This window comes from Rhizobium sp. 21-4511-3d, from assembly GCF_053522545.1.
In genome coordinates this window covers 274749-291843 of record NZ_JBNWCF010000009.1, presented here as the reverse complement: position 1 = coordinate 291843, position 17095 = coordinate 274749, and the positions used below count along the sequence as shown (strand labels likewise).

At 61.6% G+C, this 17095-nt stretch carries 21 protein-coding genes and 1 pseudogene; 8 read left to right on the top strand and 14 right to left on the bottom strand.

Annotated elements, in window-relative coordinates:
- Positions 1-83 precede the first annotated feature (83 nt).
- Positions 84-377: a type II toxin-antitoxin system RelE/ParE family toxin gene (locus tag ACQZ5H_RS21015; protein ID WP_449098953.1), complete on the bottom strand. Its 294-nt coding sequence runs from the start codon at positions 375-377 to the stop codon at positions 84-86.
- Entirely contained in the window at positions 374-616 is a 243-nt protein-coding gene (locus ACQZ5H_RS21010) for a type II toxin-antitoxin system ParD family antitoxin (RefSeq protein ID WP_449098952.1), read from the bottom strand. The genes ACQZ5H_RS21015 and ACQZ5H_RS21010 overlap by 4 nt, the downstream gene beginning before the upstream one ends.
- Before the next feature lie 84 nt (positions 617-700).
- Between ACQZ5H_RS21010 and ACQZ5H_RS21005 the strand changes: the two genes are divergently transcribed.
- Together ACQZ5H_RS21005 and ACQZ5H_RS21000 are read left to right on the top strand one after the other, a co-directional pair.
- Positions 701-1552 carry an SDR family NAD(P)-dependent oxidoreductase gene (locus ACQZ5H_RS21005; protein ID WP_449098951.1) on the top strand — a complete coding sequence of 284 codons (852 nt, stop codon included), beginning with the start codon at positions 701-703 and terminating at the stop codon, positions 1550-1552.
- Between the two features lie 96 nt (positions 1553-1648).
- Positions 1649-2290 (top strand): LysE family translocator, encoded by a 642-nt coding sequence (locus tag ACQZ5H_RS21000; RefSeq protein WP_199627889.1) that lies wholly within the window; start codon positions 1649-1651, stop codon positions 2288-2290.
- Here the strand turns inward: ACQZ5H_RS21000 and ACQZ5H_RS20995 are convergent.
- The 7 genes from ACQZ5H_RS20995 to ACQZ5H_RS20965 form a co-directional block, all read right to left on the bottom strand.
- On the bottom strand, positions 2287-3534 hold the full coding sequence (locus ACQZ5H_RS20995) for an RNA polymerase sigma factor (RefSeq protein WP_449098950.1): 1248 nt from the start codon (positions 3532-3534) through the stop codon (positions 2287-2289). The two genes, ACQZ5H_RS21000 and ACQZ5H_RS20995, sit on opposite strands and share 4 nt — an antisense overlap.
- On the bottom strand, positions 3534-3887 hold the full coding sequence (locus ACQZ5H_RS20990; protein WP_203427772.1) for a YciI family protein: 354 nt from the start codon (positions 3885-3887) through the stop codon (positions 3534-3536). The genes ACQZ5H_RS20995 and ACQZ5H_RS20990 overlap by 1 nt, the downstream gene beginning before the upstream one ends.
- Positions 3888-4001: 114 nt before the next feature.
- Positions 4002-4796, bottom strand: coding sequence for an ABC transporter ATP-binding protein (locus ACQZ5H_RS20985; RefSeq protein ID WP_449098949.1), 795 nt, complete (start codon positions 4794-4796; stop codon positions 4002-4004).
- Entirely contained in the window at positions 4793-5674 is an 882-nt protein-coding gene (locus ACQZ5H_RS20980; protein WP_449098948.1) for an ABC transporter permease, read from the bottom strand. The genes ACQZ5H_RS20985 and ACQZ5H_RS20980 overlap by 4 nt, the downstream gene beginning before the upstream one ends.
- 109 nt (positions 5675-5783) lie before the next feature.
- Positions 5784-6737 carry an ABC transporter substrate-binding protein gene (locus tag ACQZ5H_RS20975; protein WP_449098947.1) on the bottom strand — a complete coding sequence of 318 codons (954 nt, stop codon included), beginning with the start codon at positions 6735-6737 and terminating at the stop codon, positions 5784-5786.
- Between the two features lie 92 nt (positions 6738-6829).
- The gene (gene rlmN, locus ACQZ5H_RS20970; RefSeq protein ID WP_449098946.1) at positions 6830-8059 is read right to left on the bottom strand and encodes a 23S rRNA (adenine(2503)-C(2))-methyltransferase RlmN; all 1230 of its coding nucleotides are present in this window, start codon (positions 8057-8059) and stop codon (positions 6830-6832) included.
- A 228-nt stretch (positions 8060-8287) separates the two neighbouring features.
- Positions 8288-8806 carry an invasion associated locus B family protein gene (locus ACQZ5H_RS20965; RefSeq protein ID WP_112385816.1) on the bottom strand — a complete coding sequence of 173 codons (519 nt, stop codon included), beginning with the start codon at positions 8804-8806 and terminating at the stop codon, positions 8288-8290.
- Between the two features lie 336 nt (positions 8807-9142).
- Between ACQZ5H_RS20965 and ACQZ5H_RS20960 the strand changes: the two genes are divergently transcribed.
- On the top strand, positions 9143-9703 hold the full coding sequence (locus ACQZ5H_RS20960) for a sigma-70 family RNA polymerase sigma factor (protein ID WP_112718411.1): 561 nt from the start codon (positions 9143-9145) through the stop codon (positions 9701-9703).
- Between the two features lie 11 nt (positions 9704-9714).
- On the opposite strand, the gene ACQZ5H_RS20955 is transcribed toward ACQZ5H_RS20960, so the two are convergent.
- Both ACQZ5H_RS20955 and ACQZ5H_RS20950 read right to left on the bottom strand, forming a co-directional pair.
- On the bottom strand, positions 9715-10104 hold the full coding sequence (locus tag ACQZ5H_RS20955; RefSeq protein WP_413710472.1) for a YkvA family protein: 390 nt from the start codon (positions 10102-10104) through the stop codon (positions 9715-9717).
- Between the two features lie 50 nt (positions 10105-10154).
- Positions 10155-10463, bottom strand: a complete 309-nt coding sequence (locus ACQZ5H_RS20950) for a 4a-hydroxytetrahydrobiopterin dehydratase (protein WP_449098945.1) — start codon at positions 10461-10463, stop codon at positions 10155-10157.
- 38 nt (positions 10464-10501) lie between these two features.
- Between ACQZ5H_RS20950 and ACQZ5H_RS20945 the strand changes: the two genes are divergently transcribed.
- Positions 10502-11002, top strand: a complete 501-nt coding sequence (locus tag ACQZ5H_RS20945; RefSeq protein ID WP_449098944.1) for a low molecular weight protein-tyrosine-phosphatase — start codon at positions 10502-10504, stop codon at positions 11000-11002.
- Here the strand turns inward: ACQZ5H_RS20945 and thpR are convergent.
- Together thpR and ACQZ5H_RS20935 are read right to left on the bottom strand one after the other, a co-directional pair.
- Positions 10921-11502 (bottom strand): RNA 2',3'-cyclic phosphodiesterase, encoded by a 582-nt coding sequence (thpR, locus tag ACQZ5H_RS20940; protein ID WP_148194744.1) that lies wholly within the window; start codon positions 11500-11502, stop codon positions 10921-10923. The two genes, ACQZ5H_RS20945 and thpR, sit on opposite strands and share 82 nt — an antisense overlap.
- 68 nt (positions 11503-11570) lie before the next feature.
- A complete protein-coding gene (locus ACQZ5H_RS20935; RefSeq protein WP_449098943.1) occupies positions 11571-12215 on the bottom strand; it encodes an arylesterase in 645 nt (214 codons plus the stop codon).
- Between the two features lie 53 nt (positions 12216-12268).
- Between ACQZ5H_RS20935 and ACQZ5H_RS20930 the strand changes: the two genes are divergently transcribed.
- The 3 genes from ACQZ5H_RS20930 (at position 12269) to ACQZ5H_RS20920 (ending at position 16426) form a co-directional block, all read left to right on the top strand.
- Positions 12269-12976: an ABC transporter ATP-binding protein gene (locus ACQZ5H_RS20930; protein WP_112718399.1), complete on the top strand. Its 708-nt coding sequence runs from the start codon at positions 12269-12271 to the stop codon at positions 12974-12976.
- On the top strand, positions 12973-15516 hold the full coding sequence (locus ACQZ5H_RS20925; RefSeq protein ID WP_449098942.1) for an ABC transporter permease: 2544 nt from the start codon (positions 12973-12975) through the stop codon (positions 15514-15516). Before ACQZ5H_RS20930 ends, ACQZ5H_RS20925 begins: the two co-directional genes overlap by 4 nt.
- A 181-nt stretch (positions 15517-15697) precedes the next feature.
- Positions 15698-16426 (top strand): Bax inhibitor-1/YccA family protein, encoded by a 729-nt coding sequence (locus ACQZ5H_RS20920; protein WP_112718395.1) that lies wholly within the window; start codon positions 15698-15700, stop codon positions 16424-16426.
- A 167-nt stretch (positions 16427-16593) separates the two neighbouring features.
- Here ACQZ5H_RS20920 and ACQZ5H_RS20915 read toward each other — a convergent pair.
- Positions 16594-16829 (bottom strand): annotated as a pseudogene (locus ACQZ5H_RS20915) (hypothetical protein).
- Between ACQZ5H_RS20915 and ACQZ5H_RS20910 the strand changes: the two are divergent.
- On the top strand, positions 16779-17072 hold the full coding sequence (locus ACQZ5H_RS20910) for a hypothetical protein (RefSeq protein WP_449098977.1): 294 nt from the start codon (positions 16779-16781) through the stop codon (positions 17070-17072). The pseudogene ACQZ5H_RS20915 and the gene ACQZ5H_RS20910 sit on opposite strands and share 51 nt — an antisense overlap.
- Positions 17073-17095: the final 23 nt, after the last annotated feature.

The following is a 17095-nucleotide window of genomic DNA, read 5'->3' as shown; positions in this document are numbered from 1 at the left end:
CATACCCGCAAAGCCCGTTGTCGCGGGCACTTTTAGCGAGATTGTCACACGACGCAAGGGCAGGCGGCCAAGAAGCCCGGTCACTAGAGGTGGTTTGAGATGTTCATGCGGCGGTGCAGGACGCGCACGATAGTAAGTTCATCGAGGCTTTCGGTGTAGATGATGAAATGCGACCTGAATGTCAGCGCTTTGTAGCCCTCTTTCCTGGACTTGAGCGCTCGTCCGCTTCGCGTCCCATTCGCTAACGAAACACATTGTTCTCTCAACGCGAAGACATAGTATTCTGCCTGCTCGAAACCCCAATTATCTTCGGTGTAGTCGTATATCTCGTCAATGTCGCGGATCGCAGGATCGCTGAAGACGAGTTCCTTCGTCATTGAGCGCGTCGCGCTCGTTTCGCTTCTATAAAAGCATCAAAATCAAACGGCCGCGGAGGGCCGGATTCCTCGGCTTCAGCAATGGCCGCCTCGATTGCCTCCAGCTCGGCCTGATGCCTCAGCACCCGCAGAGCCGCACCGACAACCTCCTCGACGGAACCATAGTTGCCGTCGCGCACCTGCGCGTCGATGAACGCTTCCATCTGTTCGTCGATGCGGATGGTTTCCAACCTGCCCATGCCAGGCTCCTGCGGGTTTGACTTGAGTTCCGAGATTACCATATCTGGCTGCGAGCGAACAATCCCGGGCGAAAGGCCAGAGCCGTGACCGATCTCACCAATATTATCAAACCATCCAACGTTGCCGTCATCACCGGCGGCGCCTCCGGTATCGGGCTGGCGGCCGCAAAGCATTTTGCCAAGGCGGGCATGAGCGTCGTGATCGCCGATCTCGGCCAGGAGAAACTGGCCAAGGCGCGTGCCGAGCTTGAAGCCATCGCCGGTGAGGAACATGTGCTTGCCTCGGAGACCGACGTTTCCGACAAGGCGGCTCTTAAAGCCTTGGAGCGTGCTGTCATCCAGCGCTTCGGCCGTGTCCACGTTCTGATGAACAATGCCGGCATCGGGCCGGAAACCTCGATCTTCAGCGCCGACGCCGGCTGGGACAACATCCTGGGCGTCAACATGATGGGCGTGATCAACGGTACCCGCGCTTTCGGCGCTGCCATGGTCAAGCATGGCGAACCCGGGCTGATTATCAACACCGGCTCCAAGCAGGGCATCACCACGCCGCCCGGCAATCCGGCCTATAACGTCTCGAAAGCCGCCGTGAAGGTCTTCACTGAAGCCCTCGAACATGAGCTGCGCAACACCGAAGGCTCGCAGATCTCGGCCCACCTCCTGATCCCCGGCTTCGTCTTCACCGGCCTCACCAAGGGCGACCGCGCCGAAAAGCCGGCTGCGGCCTGGACGCCGGAACAGACGGTCGATTTCATGGTCGAGAGCCTTGCGAAGGGCGACTTCTACATCCTCTGCCCCGACAACGATGTTGCCCGCCCCGTCGACGAGCGGCGCATGGCCTGGGCGATCGGCGATATCATCGAAAACCGCCCGCCGCTGTCGCGTTGGCACAAGGATTATGCCGACAAGTTCAAGGCCTATCTTGAAGGCAAGTAAGCCGAAGCGATCGGCCGCATCAGAAGGTTTGATTGGTAATTTCCTGAAAGCCGGGTAAGAGAAAGGCAATTCCCTTTCCGGCTTTCAGAGTGTGCCATGGACTTCCTTCCGACCCTGCCGACGCTTCTTGCCTTTTCCGCTGCGAGCCTGCTTCTGGCGGCAACGCCGGGGCCTGACATGACGCTCTCGATCAGCCGCGCGCTGTCGCAGGGCAAGAAGCCGGCGCTCTACGTCGTCCTCGGCACCAGCCTCGGCATTGTCGTCCACACCATGCTCGTCGCCTTCGGCATCTCGGCGCTGATCACCGCTTCGCCCACCGCCTTCCTCATCCTCAAGACCGGTGGCGCCGCCTATCTTCTCTGGCTTGCCGTCCAAGCGATCCGTTTCGGCTCGAAGCTGACCGTCGGCAAGGTCGATGAAGCCAAGGGCACACCGCTCTCCAACATCTCCAGCGGCTTCTGGGTGAACCTGCTGAACCCGAAGGTCATCATCTTCTTCATGACCTTCCTGCCGCAGTTCGTCACCGCCGGCGACCCCGCGGTCACCCACAAGCTGCTATTCCTCGGCTTCTTCTTCATCCTGATCGGCATGCCGGTGAACGCGCTCGTCGTACTCGCATCCGACGGGCTGGCAAGCTGGCTGCAGAACAACAGGAAGGTGCTGCGCGGCATGGACTATACTTTCGCCGGCGTATTCTCGATCTTCGCCGTGAAGATCTTCATGACGCAGGGCCGCTAGGCGATCTCGCTCAGCCGCTGTTTCAGGAACAGCTTTTCTGCATCCGACTGCGAGAGCTCGATGGCCCTCGCATAAGCAAGCCTCGCTTGGTCGATCTGGCCATCGCGCGCTAAAAGATCCGCCTGTACGGCATGGAAGGGCTGATATTGCGCCAGCGCCATGGCGATCGGCTTAAGACGGGCGAGCGCGGCACCCGCCCCCTCAAGATAGGAAAGCGCGACGATCCTGTTCAGTTCATAGACCGGGTTATCGGCGGTGTGGGCCAGCTCACCATAGAGCAGGGCGATCTGCCGCCAATCCGTGTCTGCGAAACTCCGCGCCTCCGCATGCACGGCGATAACCGCCGCCTGCAGCTGATAGGGTCCCGGACAGCCCCGCTTGAGCGCCCGCTCGATCAACGCAACACCCTCGTCTATGACCGCGCGATCCCACAAGCTGCGATCCTGCATTTCGAGCGTGAGTATCCCGCCACCCTCACCGATCCGCGCCGCACGCCGGGCATGGTGCAGGAGCATCAGCGACAGCAGCCCCTCGATCTCCGGCTCATCCGGCCGCAGCGCCGTCAGCAGCCGCCCGAGGCGGATCGCCTCGTCGCAGAGATCGGCGCGAATATGACTGCCGCTGCCGGAGGCATAGCCCTCATTGAAGATCAGATAGACAACGGCGAGCACGCTTTCGAGCCGCGCCGCCCAGCCATCCGGTCCCGGGACCTCATAGGCTATGCCCGCCTTGGCGATCTTGTCGCGGGCGCGCACCAGCCGCTGCGCCATCGCATCATGCCGGTCGAGAAAGGCATCGGCGATCTCCTCGGTCTTCAGTCCGCAAACGGAACGCAAGGTCAGCGCCACGCAGGTCTTCCGGTCGATCGCCGGGTGGCAGCAGGCAAAGATCAGCTTCAGCCGCTCGTCGCCGATCGGATCCGTCTCATCCGCCACAGAGGATGTGTTTTCAAGCTCAATCAGATGCGCGATCTCCGCCGACTTCTGCCGGAAGTTGGCCGAGCGCCGCAGCCGGTCAATCGCCTTGCGGCGGGCCACCTGCACCAGCCAGGCATTCGGCGAGGCCGGCAGGCCGTTCCGGTTCCAGTGGATGAGCGCCGATTCCAGCGCATCCTGCAGGCTGTCCTCTGCCAGCTGGAAATCCCGCAGCGACCCCACCAGACTGGAGAGGAGACGGCCACCGTCGCGCCGGGCGATCCTGTCGATCGCTTCGGCAATCGGAGCGGCGGCCGGAACCTCGCTCATCAGCGGTCGAAGACCATGATCGGCCGCACCTCGACGCAGCCCATCGCCGCATGCGGGATCATCGCCGCATATTTGATGGCGTCATCGAGATTGTCGCAGTCGAAGATGTAGAAGCCGCCGAGCTGCTCCTTGGTGTCGGCGAAGGGGCCGTCCATGGTCTCGGTCCTCCCGTTGCGCACCCTGACGGTGGTCGCGGTCGTTACCGGCTGCAGCGCATCGCCGGCAACCCAGATGCCATCGCTCTTGTAGGTCTCGGTCGCCGTCGCATAGCCGCTCATCATCTTGCCGAATTCCGGAGAATCCGGTGGCGTGCGCGTGCTCGGGTCCATGTAGATCAGCGCCATATATTTCATCGTCCGTCTCCTCAGATCTCCATCGCTCCATTGCGATGGTGACGGATAACGAACGCGATGCAAGCGGATCGACATCGCCGCAGAAATATTTCTCGGAAGACGCTGACGCCGCGATCAGCCGATCAGCAGCGCATCATCGTCGAGCGTCTGGCCGCGCATCTTGCGGAACATCGCGATCAGATCCTCGACCTGGAGATCCTTGCGGCTGTCGCCGCTGACATCCAGCACGATCTCGCCGCCATGCAGCATGATCGTGCGATGGCCGTAGTCGAGCGCCTGGCGCATCGAATGCGTCACCATCAGCGTCGTCAGCTTGCGCTCGGAGACGATCTTGTCGGTCAGCCCCATGACGAATTCCGCCATGCCGGGGTCGAGCGCTGCCGTATGCTCGTCGAGCAAGAGCACCTCGGAACCGGCAAGCGTCGCCATGACGAGCGAGACCGCCTGCCGCTGGCCGCCCGAAAGCAGGTCCATACGGTCGGCCATGCGGTTCTCGAGCCCGAGATTGAGCTCGCTTATGCGCTCCCGAAAATGTTCGCGGCGGCGCGGACCAAGTGCTGCAACGAGACCGCGGCGTTCACCGCGACGGGCGGCAAGCGCGAGGTTCTCTTCGATCGAAAGCGAGCCGCAGCTGCCAGTCAGCGGATCCTGGAAGACGCGGGCAACGAGACCGGCGCGCGCCGCCGTCTGCTTGCGCGTCACATCGGTGGTGCCGATCGTGACCTTGCCTTCGCTGGCCAGCACATCGCCGGCAAGCACGCCAAGCAGCGTCGATTTGCCGGCGCCGTTGGAGCCGATGACGGTGACGAACGAACCCTGCTCGATCGTCAGGCTGACGCCGTTGAGTGCCTTCTTTTCAAGCGGCGTCCCCTTCCCGAAGACGACCTTTACATCCTTGACGCTGATCACGATGCGGCTCCTCCGCGGCGAAGACGGGGGAGGATGAGCGCGAAGGTCACGAGAACCGCCGTCACGAAATTGAGATCGGAAGCCTGCAGGCCGATGAAATCGGTCGACAACGCCAGCTGGATGGCGATGCGGTAGAGGATCGAGCCGAGCACGCAGCCGATCAGCGCGATCAGCAGACCGCGCCGTCCGAGCAGCGTCTCGCCGATGATGACGGCCGCAAGGCCGACAACGATGGTGCCGACACCGGAGGTGACATCAGCGAAGCCGTTGGTCTGCGCAAAAAGCGCACCGCCAAAGGCGACAAGCGCATTGGAAATCGCCATGCCGAGGTAGATCTGCCGATTGGTATCGACACCCTGGGCGCGGGCCATGCGGGCATTGGCGCCCGTCGCGCGCATTGCCAGTCCCGCATCGCTCTCAAGGAAGCGCCAGACGACGATGACGGCGACAATGACAAGCACGCCGACGAAGAGCGGCCGGACGTAGAAATCGCGAAGTCCATGGCCGAAGAACGGGCTGATCATCGTATCGGCGTTGATCAGCGCGACATTCGGCTTGCCCATGACGCGCAGGTTGACCGAGAACAGCGCGATCATCGTCAGGATCGAGGCGAGCAGATTGAGGATCTTGAAACGGACGTTGAGCAGCGCCGTCACCATGCCGGCGGCCGAACCCGCAATCATCGCGACCAGTGCGGCAAGCCAGGGATTGACGCCGGCGGTGATCAGCACGGCCGTGACGGCAGCGCCGAGCGGAAAGGAACCGTCGACCGTCAGGTCCGGGAAATCGAGAACGCGGAACGCGAGATAGACGCCGAGAGCGACGAAGGCATAGACCAGCCCGAGCTCCACGGCTCCCCAAAATGCAATCTGACTCAAGGCCCCCGCCTTTCTTTGTGCCCGTGTTTCCTCGGGTCTTAAAATATCAAACCGCCCCCGTTTAGAAACAGGGGCGGCTTAACGCAATATCAGATGCGTGGAATAAGCGTTATTCGACGACGCGGTTGGCGCGCTTCAGCACGCTTTCCGGCAGCGTCACGCCCATCTTTTCCGCAGCCTTCTTGTTGACGACGAGGTCGCTGCCGGCAGCAACCTTCACCGCGATATCGCCGGGGTTCTCACCCTTCAGGATGCGAACGACGATATCGCCGGTCTGCTTGCCGACGTCGTAGTAGTTGAAGCCTAGAGCCGCGATCGAACCGCGATTGACGGAATCCGTGTCGGCGGTGAACAGCGGCAGCTTCGCTTCCTCGGCAACGGCAACCGCGCCTTCGAGAGCCGAGATGATCGTGTTGTCGGTCGGCACGTAGATGACGTCGGCACGGCCGACGAGCGCGCGGGCGGCACCCTGAACTTCGGCAGACTTGGTCGCAGCCGACTCGACAACCGTCAGACCGGCCTTCGCTGCTTCCGTCTTCAGGACGGCGAGCAGCGAAACGGAGTTGGCTTCGCCCGAATTGTAGAGATAGCCGATCGACTTCACGTTCGGCAGGATTTCCTTGATGAGCGCGATATGCTCGGCAACCGGCGACATGTCCGAGAGGCCGGTGACGTTGCCGCCGGGCTTGTCCATGTTCTTGACGAGCTGCGCGCCGAGCGGATCGGAAACGGCGGTGAAGACGACGGGAATGTCGCGCGTCGCGGAAACCACGGCCTGAGCCGACGGCGTGGAGATCGGAACGATGACGCTCGGATCTTCACCAGCGAACTGGCGGGCGATCTGCGCGGCGGTCGCCGGGTTGCCCTGCGCGGATTCGAAGAGGAACTTGAGGTTCTCGCCTTCCTTGTAGCCGGCAGCCGCCAGCGTGTCCTGAACGCCCTTGCGCACGGCATCGAGCGCCGGATGTTCGACGATCGCCGTCACGGCAACAGTCACGTCTGCAGCCTTGGCAGGCAGGTTAAGGGCGAGGGTCGCCGCAACGGCGAGCAAGATCGAACGCATATTTGTCCTCCATCAAATGATCAAGGCGCTTCTAGAAAAAGAGAAGCGCCCGATCAATCGCAAAGAACTGTTACAAGGATCAAACTTGCTGATCAGTCGTCCGCGCCGTGATTGGCGATCATCATCGCCTCGAAGGCGAGACGCTCGGTCTTGCGCATACGCTCGGATTCGGACTTCAGCTGACCGCAGGCGGCGAGAATGTCGCGGCCGCGCGGCGTGCGGATCGGCGAGGCATAGCCGGCCGAATTGATGAAGTCGGCGAATTTCTCGATCTGCGCCCAGTCGGAACACTGGTAGTTCGTGCCCGGCCAGGGGTTGAACGGAATCAGGTTGATCTTCGCCGGCACGCCCTTCAGAAGCTGGATCAGCCCCTTGGCATCTTCCAGGCTGTCGTTGACGTCCTTCAGCATCACATATTCGAAGGTGATGCGGCGGGCATTCGACAGACCCGGATATTTCCGGCAGGCGTCGATCAGTTCCTTCAGCGGATACTTCTTGTTGATCGGCACGAGGATGTCGCGCAGGTCGTCGCGCACCGCGTGCAGCGAGATCGCCAGCATCACGCCGATCTCGTCGCCGGTGCGGAAGATCTCAGGCACGACGCCGGATGTGGACAGCGTGACGCGGCGCTTCGAGAGCGACAGGCCGTCGCCATCGGTAGCGATCAGCAGTGCCTGCTTGACGCTATCGAAATTGTAGAGCGGCTCGCCCATGCCCATCATCACGATGTTGGAGACCTTGCGGCCCTCGGCCGGCATGATCGTGCCCTGCGGCGCCTCGCGGTCCGGGAAATCGCCCAGCCGGTCGCGCGCCAGTAGCAGCTGCGACAGGATCTCTTCTGCCGTCAGGTTGCGCACCAGGCGCTGCGTGCCGGTGTGACAGAAGGAACAGGTGAGGGTGCAGCCGACCTGGCTGGAAATGCAGAGCGTGCCGCGGCCCTCTTCGGGAATATAGACGGCTTCGATCTCGACGGGGCGGCCAGCACCGCGCGGCGGAAAGCGCAGCAGCCACTTGCGGGTGCCGTCGTTGGAAACCTGTTCTTCGACGATCTCCGGACGCGCGATGGTGAAATGCTGCTTCAGCGTCTCGCGCATATCCTTGGAGATATTCGCCATGTGATCGAAATCGGAGACGCCGCGCACATAGATCCAGTTCCACAACTGGCTGACGCGCATCTTGATCTGCTTTTCCGGCACGCCCTTTTCGCGCAGCGCCTCGGCCATCTGCTCGCGCGAAAGGCCGATCAGCGAGGGCTTTTCATCGCCGATCGGAGCGCGCGGCGCCTGCGGCTTGGTAACGGCCATAGCATCCATGACGGACATAGTTCTTCGATCCCGAAATCAAAACTGGACGCGTCCCGGAAAGCCGGAAGACTTGGCGGGCGGCATCGGCAGTTCGCAGAAAGTTGAATGCGGAGCTGCGATCAAGGCCGCATTCGTTCCGCTGTTGCGCCGGGCTTTATCATCATTTTCCCCGCACGTCACTATAGATGGAAACGGCAAAGGCCGGCGCAAGGCCGGCCTTTGAATTCCATGATGAAGCGGAGAAGCTTACTTGCAGCTTTCGATCTGCTTCAGCGCTGCCGAGATGCCCGACAGCGAATAGGCGTAGGAGGTACCGGTGCCCTTGCGCGAAACGGCGGTCACCGTCATCGAGTGTCCGCCCTTCATGGCGGCGACCAGCGCCGGCTCCTGAGCGGCATTCTCGACCCAGCCAGCCTTGTCTTTGGTGAACATGACGAAGGTCTTGTTGTCGATGACAACGTTGATCTTGGAGTTTTCCTTGACCGTGTAGCCCATCATCGCCTGCGGCTCGTAGGAGATGTTCTGGCCCGGGCGCTGCGACACGATGAAGAAGTTGTCGCCGTGATCGACGCTCGCCGGCTGCTTCGTCGTCGGAACGGACAAGACGTAGCAAACGGTGCTGTTACCCTGCTTGTAGGAATAAGCGCCCCAAGCCTGGAACTGCTGGATGCGGGTCGGCGCCGAAGCTCCGCCCTGCTGTGCTCCTGCGACTCCGGCCGTGATGAGAACGAGAGCGAGAGCGGGTGCGATACTTTTTACAAACATTGATTTCCTGCCGGTTCTTGCGATTCAGCGCCCGTTCGAGCGGGCTGCGCTTTCGTCACGATCTGCTTTATTTTGACTTAATTCAGGTTACCAAAGCGTCAACGGAGACCGTGATATGTCTCCACCTGTGTCATTTAGGCCCGAGTGTCAACGTTCGGCTTGGTGCGGATGCCTGTGTGATGTCCTTGCATTGATGACGGCGCGTCATCCCTTCGAGGGCAATTTAAGACATAAAGATTCAGGCAAGAGTTTGACCTTTCGAAAATCCGTTGTACCTCATTAAGGTATTGGAAATCCGTCGAAGAATTGCCTGAGCCAGGGGGCCCGTAACCGGACATGGATGCTGAGGAAAAACAGCGTTTCGCTGCCCTCGCAAAAGCAGTCGCAGAACGGCGCGATCAGCAGGCCTTCTCCGTCCTGTTCGATTATTTCGCGCCGAGGCTGAAATCCTGGCTGCTACGTCAACGCATGCCTGCAACCGAAGCCGAAGAGCTGGTTCAGGAAGTGATGATCGTGCTCTGGCACAAGGCCGATCTCTATGATCCCGCGCGCTCGTCGCTCTCGACCTGGCTCTTCCGCATCGCCAGAAACCGCCGCATCGATCTGCAGCGCCGCGCCCGTGCGCGAGTCCTCGACGAGGACGATCCGACGCTGCAGCCGCCCGCCGAGATCGGCGCCGACGAAGCCGTCGCCAACGATGACCGCGATGCGCATGTACGCGCCGCCGTCAGCCAATTGCCGGAGGAACAGCGCGAAATGCTGAAGGCAGCCTTCTTCCTGGGGCAGTCGCATTCGGAGATCGCCGAAGCCACAGGACTTCCGCTCGGCACGGTGAAGTCGCGCATCAGGCTCGCCTTCGGCAAGCTCAAGAAGGTTCTGGAGGCGCAGACGGCCTAGGAGCGACCGGCCTAGATCGTCTTCATGCCCTCGGGCTGGTCCGCAAGCGCCCGATCAGCCGCCTCGTAATGCTTCGGCTTCATATGGCCGCTGACCATGGCAAAGGCCGCCGACAACACGGCGACGTCGTCGGAAAAGCCAATGACCGCGAAGACATCGGGGATCAGGTCGAACGGCAGGACGAAATAGGCGAGCGCGGCAAGCAGGATGCCGCGCACGCGCGTCGGCGTCTGCGGATCGAGCGCGCAGTAGAAGGCGGCAACGACGTCGCGCGAGAACGGGATCTGCCGGACGGCACGCTTGAAGGTTGGCCAGAACTTCTTGCGCACGGTTTTCTCCCGGCGGCTCTGGGTTTCCTCATCGCCGGGCAGCAGGATCTCACCGTATTTGACGTCGTCCATTCCGATCTCCTCAAAAGGCATGCGCTGATATGGGGATTGAACACGCCGATTCAATTGTTCGTGTTCAAACCCGCCGCCTTGTCCATCGCCTTCGCGAGCTTGAAGTCGAGCTCGGTAAGTCCGCCCGCATCATGCGTGTTCAGTTTCACCTCCACCTTGGAATAGACATTGAACCATTCCGGATGGTGGTTGAGCTTCTCCGCCGTCAGCGCCGCCTTCGTCATGAAGCCGAAAGCCTCGACGAAACTCGCGAACTTGAAAGTCTTCGAGATCGATTGTCCGTCATCGGCAAGCGCCCAGCCGCTCAGACCAGCAAGCTGCGCGTCGATCGCCCGGCGTTCCAGTTTCTCCATCTTCATGTCATGGTTCTCCCATCGTTTTTCAGAACAGGCTTTTCATGAAACGCGTCAGCATCCTGTTTGTTTGCATGGGCAATATCTGCCGGTCGCCACTTGCGGAAGGTATCTTTCGCCATGTCGCGGCCGAAAGCGGGCTTGCCGAAATCGTCTCGATCGATTCAGCCGGCATCGGCGGCTGGCATGAAGGCGATCAGCCCGACCCTCGCTCGATCGCAACGGCGAAAAGCCATGGCATCGACATTACCGGCCAGAGTGCGCGCCGCATCCGCTCGTCGGATTTTGCAGCATTCGACCTGATTGTCGCAATGGATCGCAGCAACATGGCGGAGCTGAGGCGCAAGGCGCCGGATGCCGGAAACATCCACCTGTTCGGAGACATCGCGCTCGGCACCGGCGAAGACATTCCGGACCCCTATTACGGCGGCCCGGAAGGCTTCGAAGCGGTCTATGCCAGGCTTCACACCGGCTGCATGAAGCTCGCGGGCATGCTCGGCGCCGAAAGCGCTTCGTGGAGGGGGAACACTTCCTCGGTCAGGTAAGGACCGCCGCCGACCGATTCCCGCGACGACAGAAGTACGAAGCGGGGTACAGTGAAAGCCGAAGTCTGGAAATTGCCGCGGCCCGAGAGGTAGTGCACCACATCGTCTACCCGCGACGACTTGAGGCGGGCGAGCGTGACATGCGGGGTAAACTTGCGGGGATCCGGCGGCAGGCCGATGCGCTGGCAGATCCGTTCGATCTCAGCCTGCAGCGCATACATCTCGGGCGACTGCGTCACGCCGGCCCAGACCGAATGCGGCTTCTTGGAGCCAAAGGCCCCGATGCCATCAAGCCTGATCTGGAATTCGGGCCTGTCGATCCGATCGAGCCGGTCGACGATCTCGTCTGCCGTGCGGCCATCGACATCGCCTATGAAGCGAAGCGTGATGTGGTAATTCTCCACATCGATCCATCTGGCACCGGGAAGACCACCGCGCAGCAAAGAGAGGCTCATCGCCGCATTGCGCGGAATTTCGAGGGCGGTAAATAGTCTCGGCATAACGAGCACTCCCCGAATCTTTTGCAGGTGCTAACACGGAATCACGCATTGGTGAGCCGCGCAAGCCCCTATTTCTTCACAGTAGAAATCGTCCGGATGAAATTTGTGACAGCCGGCTCCATCTTCTGGACCATGACATCTACACCCTTCGAATTGGGGTGCATGCCGTCCTCCAGCTTCAGGCTGGCATCCATGACGACGCCGTCGAGAAAGAAGGCGTAGAGCGGAACCTGATGTTTTTGCGCCAGTTTCTCGTAGATCGGATTGAACCGCGCGGCATAATCCGCACCCATGTTCGGCGGCGCCATCATACCGGCAAGCAGCACCGGAATGCCCCGCTCCTTTAGCCGGATAATCATGGCGTCGAGATTCTTCTCGGTTTCTTCGGGTGGAATTCCCCGCAGTGCATCATTGGCGCCGAGTTCGAGAATCACACCATTCGTGCCGTCGGGAACCGACCAGTCGATTCGCGCCAGACCACCCGTCGACGTGTCGCCGGAGACCCCAGCATTGGTGATCGCAACGTCTTCACCCTTGGCCTTCAGCGCCGCCTGCAGCTTTTCCGGAAAGCCGTCGCCGGGTGGCAGCTGGTAGCCCGCCATCAGACTGTCGCCGAAGCCGACGAGATTGAGCGTCGCGGCCTGAGCCATGGAACTTGCGAGCAGGGAGCCTGCAATGACAGCGATGTGAAGCAGGCCAACTTTAAATCTCATTCCGCTTTCCCTAAATTGTCGAAGTCTTTGAGATTTATATAGGGCTATTTTCTTTGGCAAAAACCATCATCGAGCTGAAGCACGCGGATTTGACCTTGGGCAATGCCGCCGCATCCGTGCATGTGCTGAAGGGCATCGACCTGACGATCGCCGCCGGCGAATCGGTCGGCATCGTCGGTCCCTCCGGATCCGGCAAGTCGACGCTGCTGATGGTGCTGGCTGGTCTTGAAAGGCTCGATAGCGGTGAGATCCACATCAACGAAACGCCGCTCCATGCGATGAGCGAGGATCAGGTCGCCGACTTCCGCGGCCGCAATATCGGCATCGTCTTCCAATCCTTTCACCTGATCGCCAACATGACGGCACTCGAAAACGTCGCCGTTCCCCTCGAGCTCGCCAATGTCCCGAACCCCTTCGAGATCGCCCAGCGCGAGCTCCGCTCCGTCGGCCTCGGCGAACGCCTCAACCACTATCCGGGCCAGCTCTCCGGCGGCGAGCAGCAGCGTGTCGCCATTGCCCGCGCTCTCGCCCCCTCGCCTGCCCTGCTGATCGCCGACGAACCGACCGGCAATCTCGACACCGATACCGGCCGCCAGATCGCCGATCTGCTGTTCTCCAAACAGACCGAGCGCGGCATGACGCTGCTGCTCGTCACCCACGACAATGCGCTCGCGAACCGCTGCTCGCGGCAGATCCGCGTGCGCTCCGGCAAGATCGAAGGCGACAGCGCGGTCCGCCAGTCTGCGGCAGCCATCGCATGACGCTGATCACCCCGCGCGTTTCGCTCGCCTTCCGCCTTGCCCTTCGCGAACTGCGCGGCGGCCTCAGAGGCTTCTACATATTCCTCGCCTGTATCGCGCTCGGAACCGGCGCCATCGCCGCCGTCAATTCGGTCTCGACCTCGATCACAGATACGATCGCCTCGCAGGGACAGGAACTGCTGGCCGGCGACGTGCGCTTCGAACTGAACAATCGTGAGGCGACGCAGGACGAGATGAATTTCCTGCGCGGCTTCGGCAAGGTCTCGACCTCTACGGGCCTGCGCTCGATGGCCCGCAAGCCCGATGGCTCCGATCAGGCGCTGGTCGAGGTCAAGGCCGTCGATGATGCCTATCCGCTCTACGGCACCTTCCAGTCCGAACCGGACTATCCGCTTGCCGCGCTGCTCTCCACCCAGAGCGGCACCTACGGCGCCGTCGCCGCCCCGTTGCTGCTGGAACGTCTCGGGCTATCGATCGGCGACGAAATCCTCCTCGGCAATGCGACGCTCAACATAACAGGCACCGTCAAAACCGAGCCAGATGCGCTCTCCGAAGGCTTCGGCTTTGCCCCGCGCCTGATCGTCAGCCGCGAGGCGCTGCAGGCATCCGGCCTGATCCAGACCGGCAGCCTTGTCGAGCATGCCTACAAGATCAAGCTCGATGATCCCGGAGAAATCGGCACCGTCCGCGATCGCGCCGCCAAGGAGTTTCCCTCGGCCGGCTGGTCGATCCGCACCAGCGACCGTGCAGCCCCCTCGCTCACCGAAAACATCACCCGCTTCTCGCAGTTCCTGACGCTGGTCGGTCTGACCGCGCTGATCGTCGGCGGCGTCGGCGTTGCCAATGCGGTGCGTACCTTCCTCGATTCCAAGCGTACGACAATCGCCACGTTCAAATGCCTGGGCGCCCCGGCCTCGGTCGTCGTGCTGATCTATCTCTTCCAGATCGCCATCATCGCCTTCGCGGGCATCCTGATCGGCCTCATACTGGGCGCCATATCGCCCGTCATCGCCGCGCAGTTCCTGGCGCAGTTCCTGCCGGTCTCCACCGAGCCGGCGCTCTATCCGGGCGCACTGCTGCTCGCCACGCTCTTCGGCATCCTGACGACGCTCGCCTTCGCCATCCTGCCGCTCGGCCATGCCCGCGAGGTTCCGGCAACGGCGCTCTTCCGCGAGCAAGGCTTCGAAGCCCGCAAGCTCCCCTCCTGGCCCTATATCCTGCTCGCCGCCCTCTTCATGGCCGCGCTTGCGGGCCTGGCGATCGTCACCGCCTATGACCGCTTCATCGCCGTCGTCTTCGTCGGCGCCATCATCTTCGCCTTCGTCATTCTGCGCGTCGTCGCGGCTGTCATCGCCTGGCTTGCGAAGCGCAGTCCGCGCGTCAATTCCCCGGCGCTGCGCCTCGCAATCGGCAATATCCACCGCCCCGGCGCCCTGACCCCCTCGGTCGTCCTCTCGCTCGGCCTTGGCCTCGCTCTCTTGGTGACCCTGACGCTGATCGACGGCAATCTGCGCCAGCAGCTGACCGGACGGATGGCCGAAGGAGCGCCGAACTTCTTCTTCGTCGACATCCAGAGCGCCCAGGTCGAAGACTTCCGCAGTCTCGTCAGAGAGCAGGCGCCGGAAGGCAAGCTCGTCGAAGTGCCGATGCTCCGCGGCCGGATCCTTGCCTTCAACGGCGAGGATGTCACCAAGCGCAAGGTGCCGCCCGCCGGCCAATGGGTGCTGCGCGGCGACCGCGGCATCACCTATTCTGAAAACATGCCGGAAAATGCCTCGCTGACCGAAGGCAGCTGGTGGCCGAAGGATTACAGCGGCGAACCGCAAGTCTCCTTCTCCGCCGAAGAGGCGGGAGAGCTCGGCCTCAAGATCGGCGATACCGTCACCGTCAACGTGCTGGGCCGCAACATCACCGCGCGCATCGCCAACCTGCGCAAGGTCGAATGGGAGTCGCTGTCGATCAACTTCGTGATGGTCTTCTCGCCCAACACCTTCCGCGGCGCCCCGCATGCCTGGCTCGCCACACTGACCGATCCCTCTGCCACGCCGGCCAAGGAAGCGGCGCTCCTGAAGACCGTCACCAACACCTATCCGACGATCACCAGCGTCCGCGTGAAGGACGCGCTCGATATCGTCAACGAGCTGGTCGGCCAGCTTGCGACCGCCATCCGCGCCGCAGCCTCCGTCGCCCTGATCGCCTCGATCCTCGTTCTCGCGGGCGCCCTTGCCGCCGGAAACAGGGCACGCACGCATGATGCCGTCGTCTTGAAGACGCTGGGCGCGACCCGCTCCATGCTGATCCGCGCCTTCAGCTACGAATATCTCATCCTCGGTGTCGCCACCGCGATCTTCGCGCTGCTTGCCGGCGGAACGGCCGCCTGGTTCGTCGTCAGCCGTATCATGAAGCTGCCCTCGGCCTTCCTGCCGGATGTCGCCGGGCTGACGCTGGTGACGGCACTTGTGCTGACCGTCGGTATCGGCCTGATCGGCACATGGCGCATTCTCGGCCAGAAGGCAGCACCTGTTCTGCGCGAGCTCTAGAATGAGCGTTTGACGAAATAGCTTCACCTTACGGCGATTTAACCCCGCCGCTGGTTGCAAGGGCCTTGTTTGCTAGGGGCGAAAGCCTCATATTGTCTGCAGGCATGCTGGAGCTCCGCAGCGGCGCCCGGGTCGTAAAGCCCGACACCGTATTCACATCGGAGCTTGTATAGAGGAAACAATGGCTGACCTTCGTAACTACCAAAGCCGGGCACAGACTGGCGAGATGATCGACCAGGGGCTGCGCTCCTATATGCTCAAGGTCTACAACCTGATGGCGCTGGGTCTGGCGATCACGGGTGTTGCGGCCTATCTCGGCTTCAATTTCGCGGTCCAGGACAATCAGCTGACGCAGTTCGGCGTACTGCTTTTCCAGTCGCCGCTTCGCTGGGTCGTGATCCTTGCTCCGTTGGCTGCGGTCTTCTTCCTGAGCTTCCGGATTAACCGCATGAGCGTTGCCGCCGCGCAGACGACCTTCTGGGTCTATGCCGCGCTGGTCGGCCTGTCGCTCTCGTCGATCTTCTTGGTCTACACGCAGTCGAGCATCACGCAGACCTTCTTCGTGACAGCCGCTTCGTTTGGCGCCCTGTCGCTCTACGGCTACACGACCAAGCGTGATCTCTCGGCCATGGGCTCGTTCCTGATCATGGGTCTCTTCGGCCTGATCATCGCGTCGATCGTGAACATCTTCCTGGGCTCTTCTGCCCTCCAGTTCGCGATCTCCGTGATCGGCGTCCTGATCTTCGCAGGTCTTACGGCCTACGATACCCAGCGCATCAAGGAACTGTACTATGAAGCAGACGGTGCTGAGGTCATGGGCCGCAAGGCGATCATGGGCGCTCTGACGCTCTACCTCGACTTCATCAACCTGTTCATGTTCCTTCTGCAGTTCATGGGTAACCGCAAGTAACACGGAACGAGTGCCGGCGAGGGTAACCTCGACCGGATCAAAGACACAAGCCGCCTGCAGCAGAGATGTTGCGGGCGGTTTTATTTTGCGGAATGAGGATGCGGCGCTTCGCGTGGCGCATCATGACGATCGACATGCAGCCGGCATACGAAAGCCGGCCCTTTGTCTCAGAGCTTGCGCGCCGCCAGACGCCGCCGATCGAGCGCAACATGGTCGGAGCCGCGCTTCGTCAGACGGAATTGCCGCTTCTGGAATTCTCCGCGAATCTCGATAAAGCCCTTCTCCTCGGCCTCGTTCAAGGTCTTCAGGCTGGTGCCCTCGGGAGGAGACTGCAATCGATGCCGACGGCGGCATGCAGCAAAACCAGGATCTTGATAATGGCGTTTCTCCATGGCTGACGCATGCGGCGACTGTGCCGCCTGAGGCAACGGGCCCGTTCAGCGAATGCCGTTCTCTAGAAGCTCCGGCGGCTTCGGTCAACTCGCTGGCTCTGCTGCCGGGCTCGATGTCATCCTACGCCGTGCCAAAACCAGAGCGGAACGACGGCAACAACGGCCGCAAGCATGATCAGTCTGAATGCACCGGCCCCGATACCCCATTCGCTTTTCCTGTTGCCAAATCTCGCGGCGAATGGTTTTCAGCCTGAACCACACTCCAGACATCGGCCGC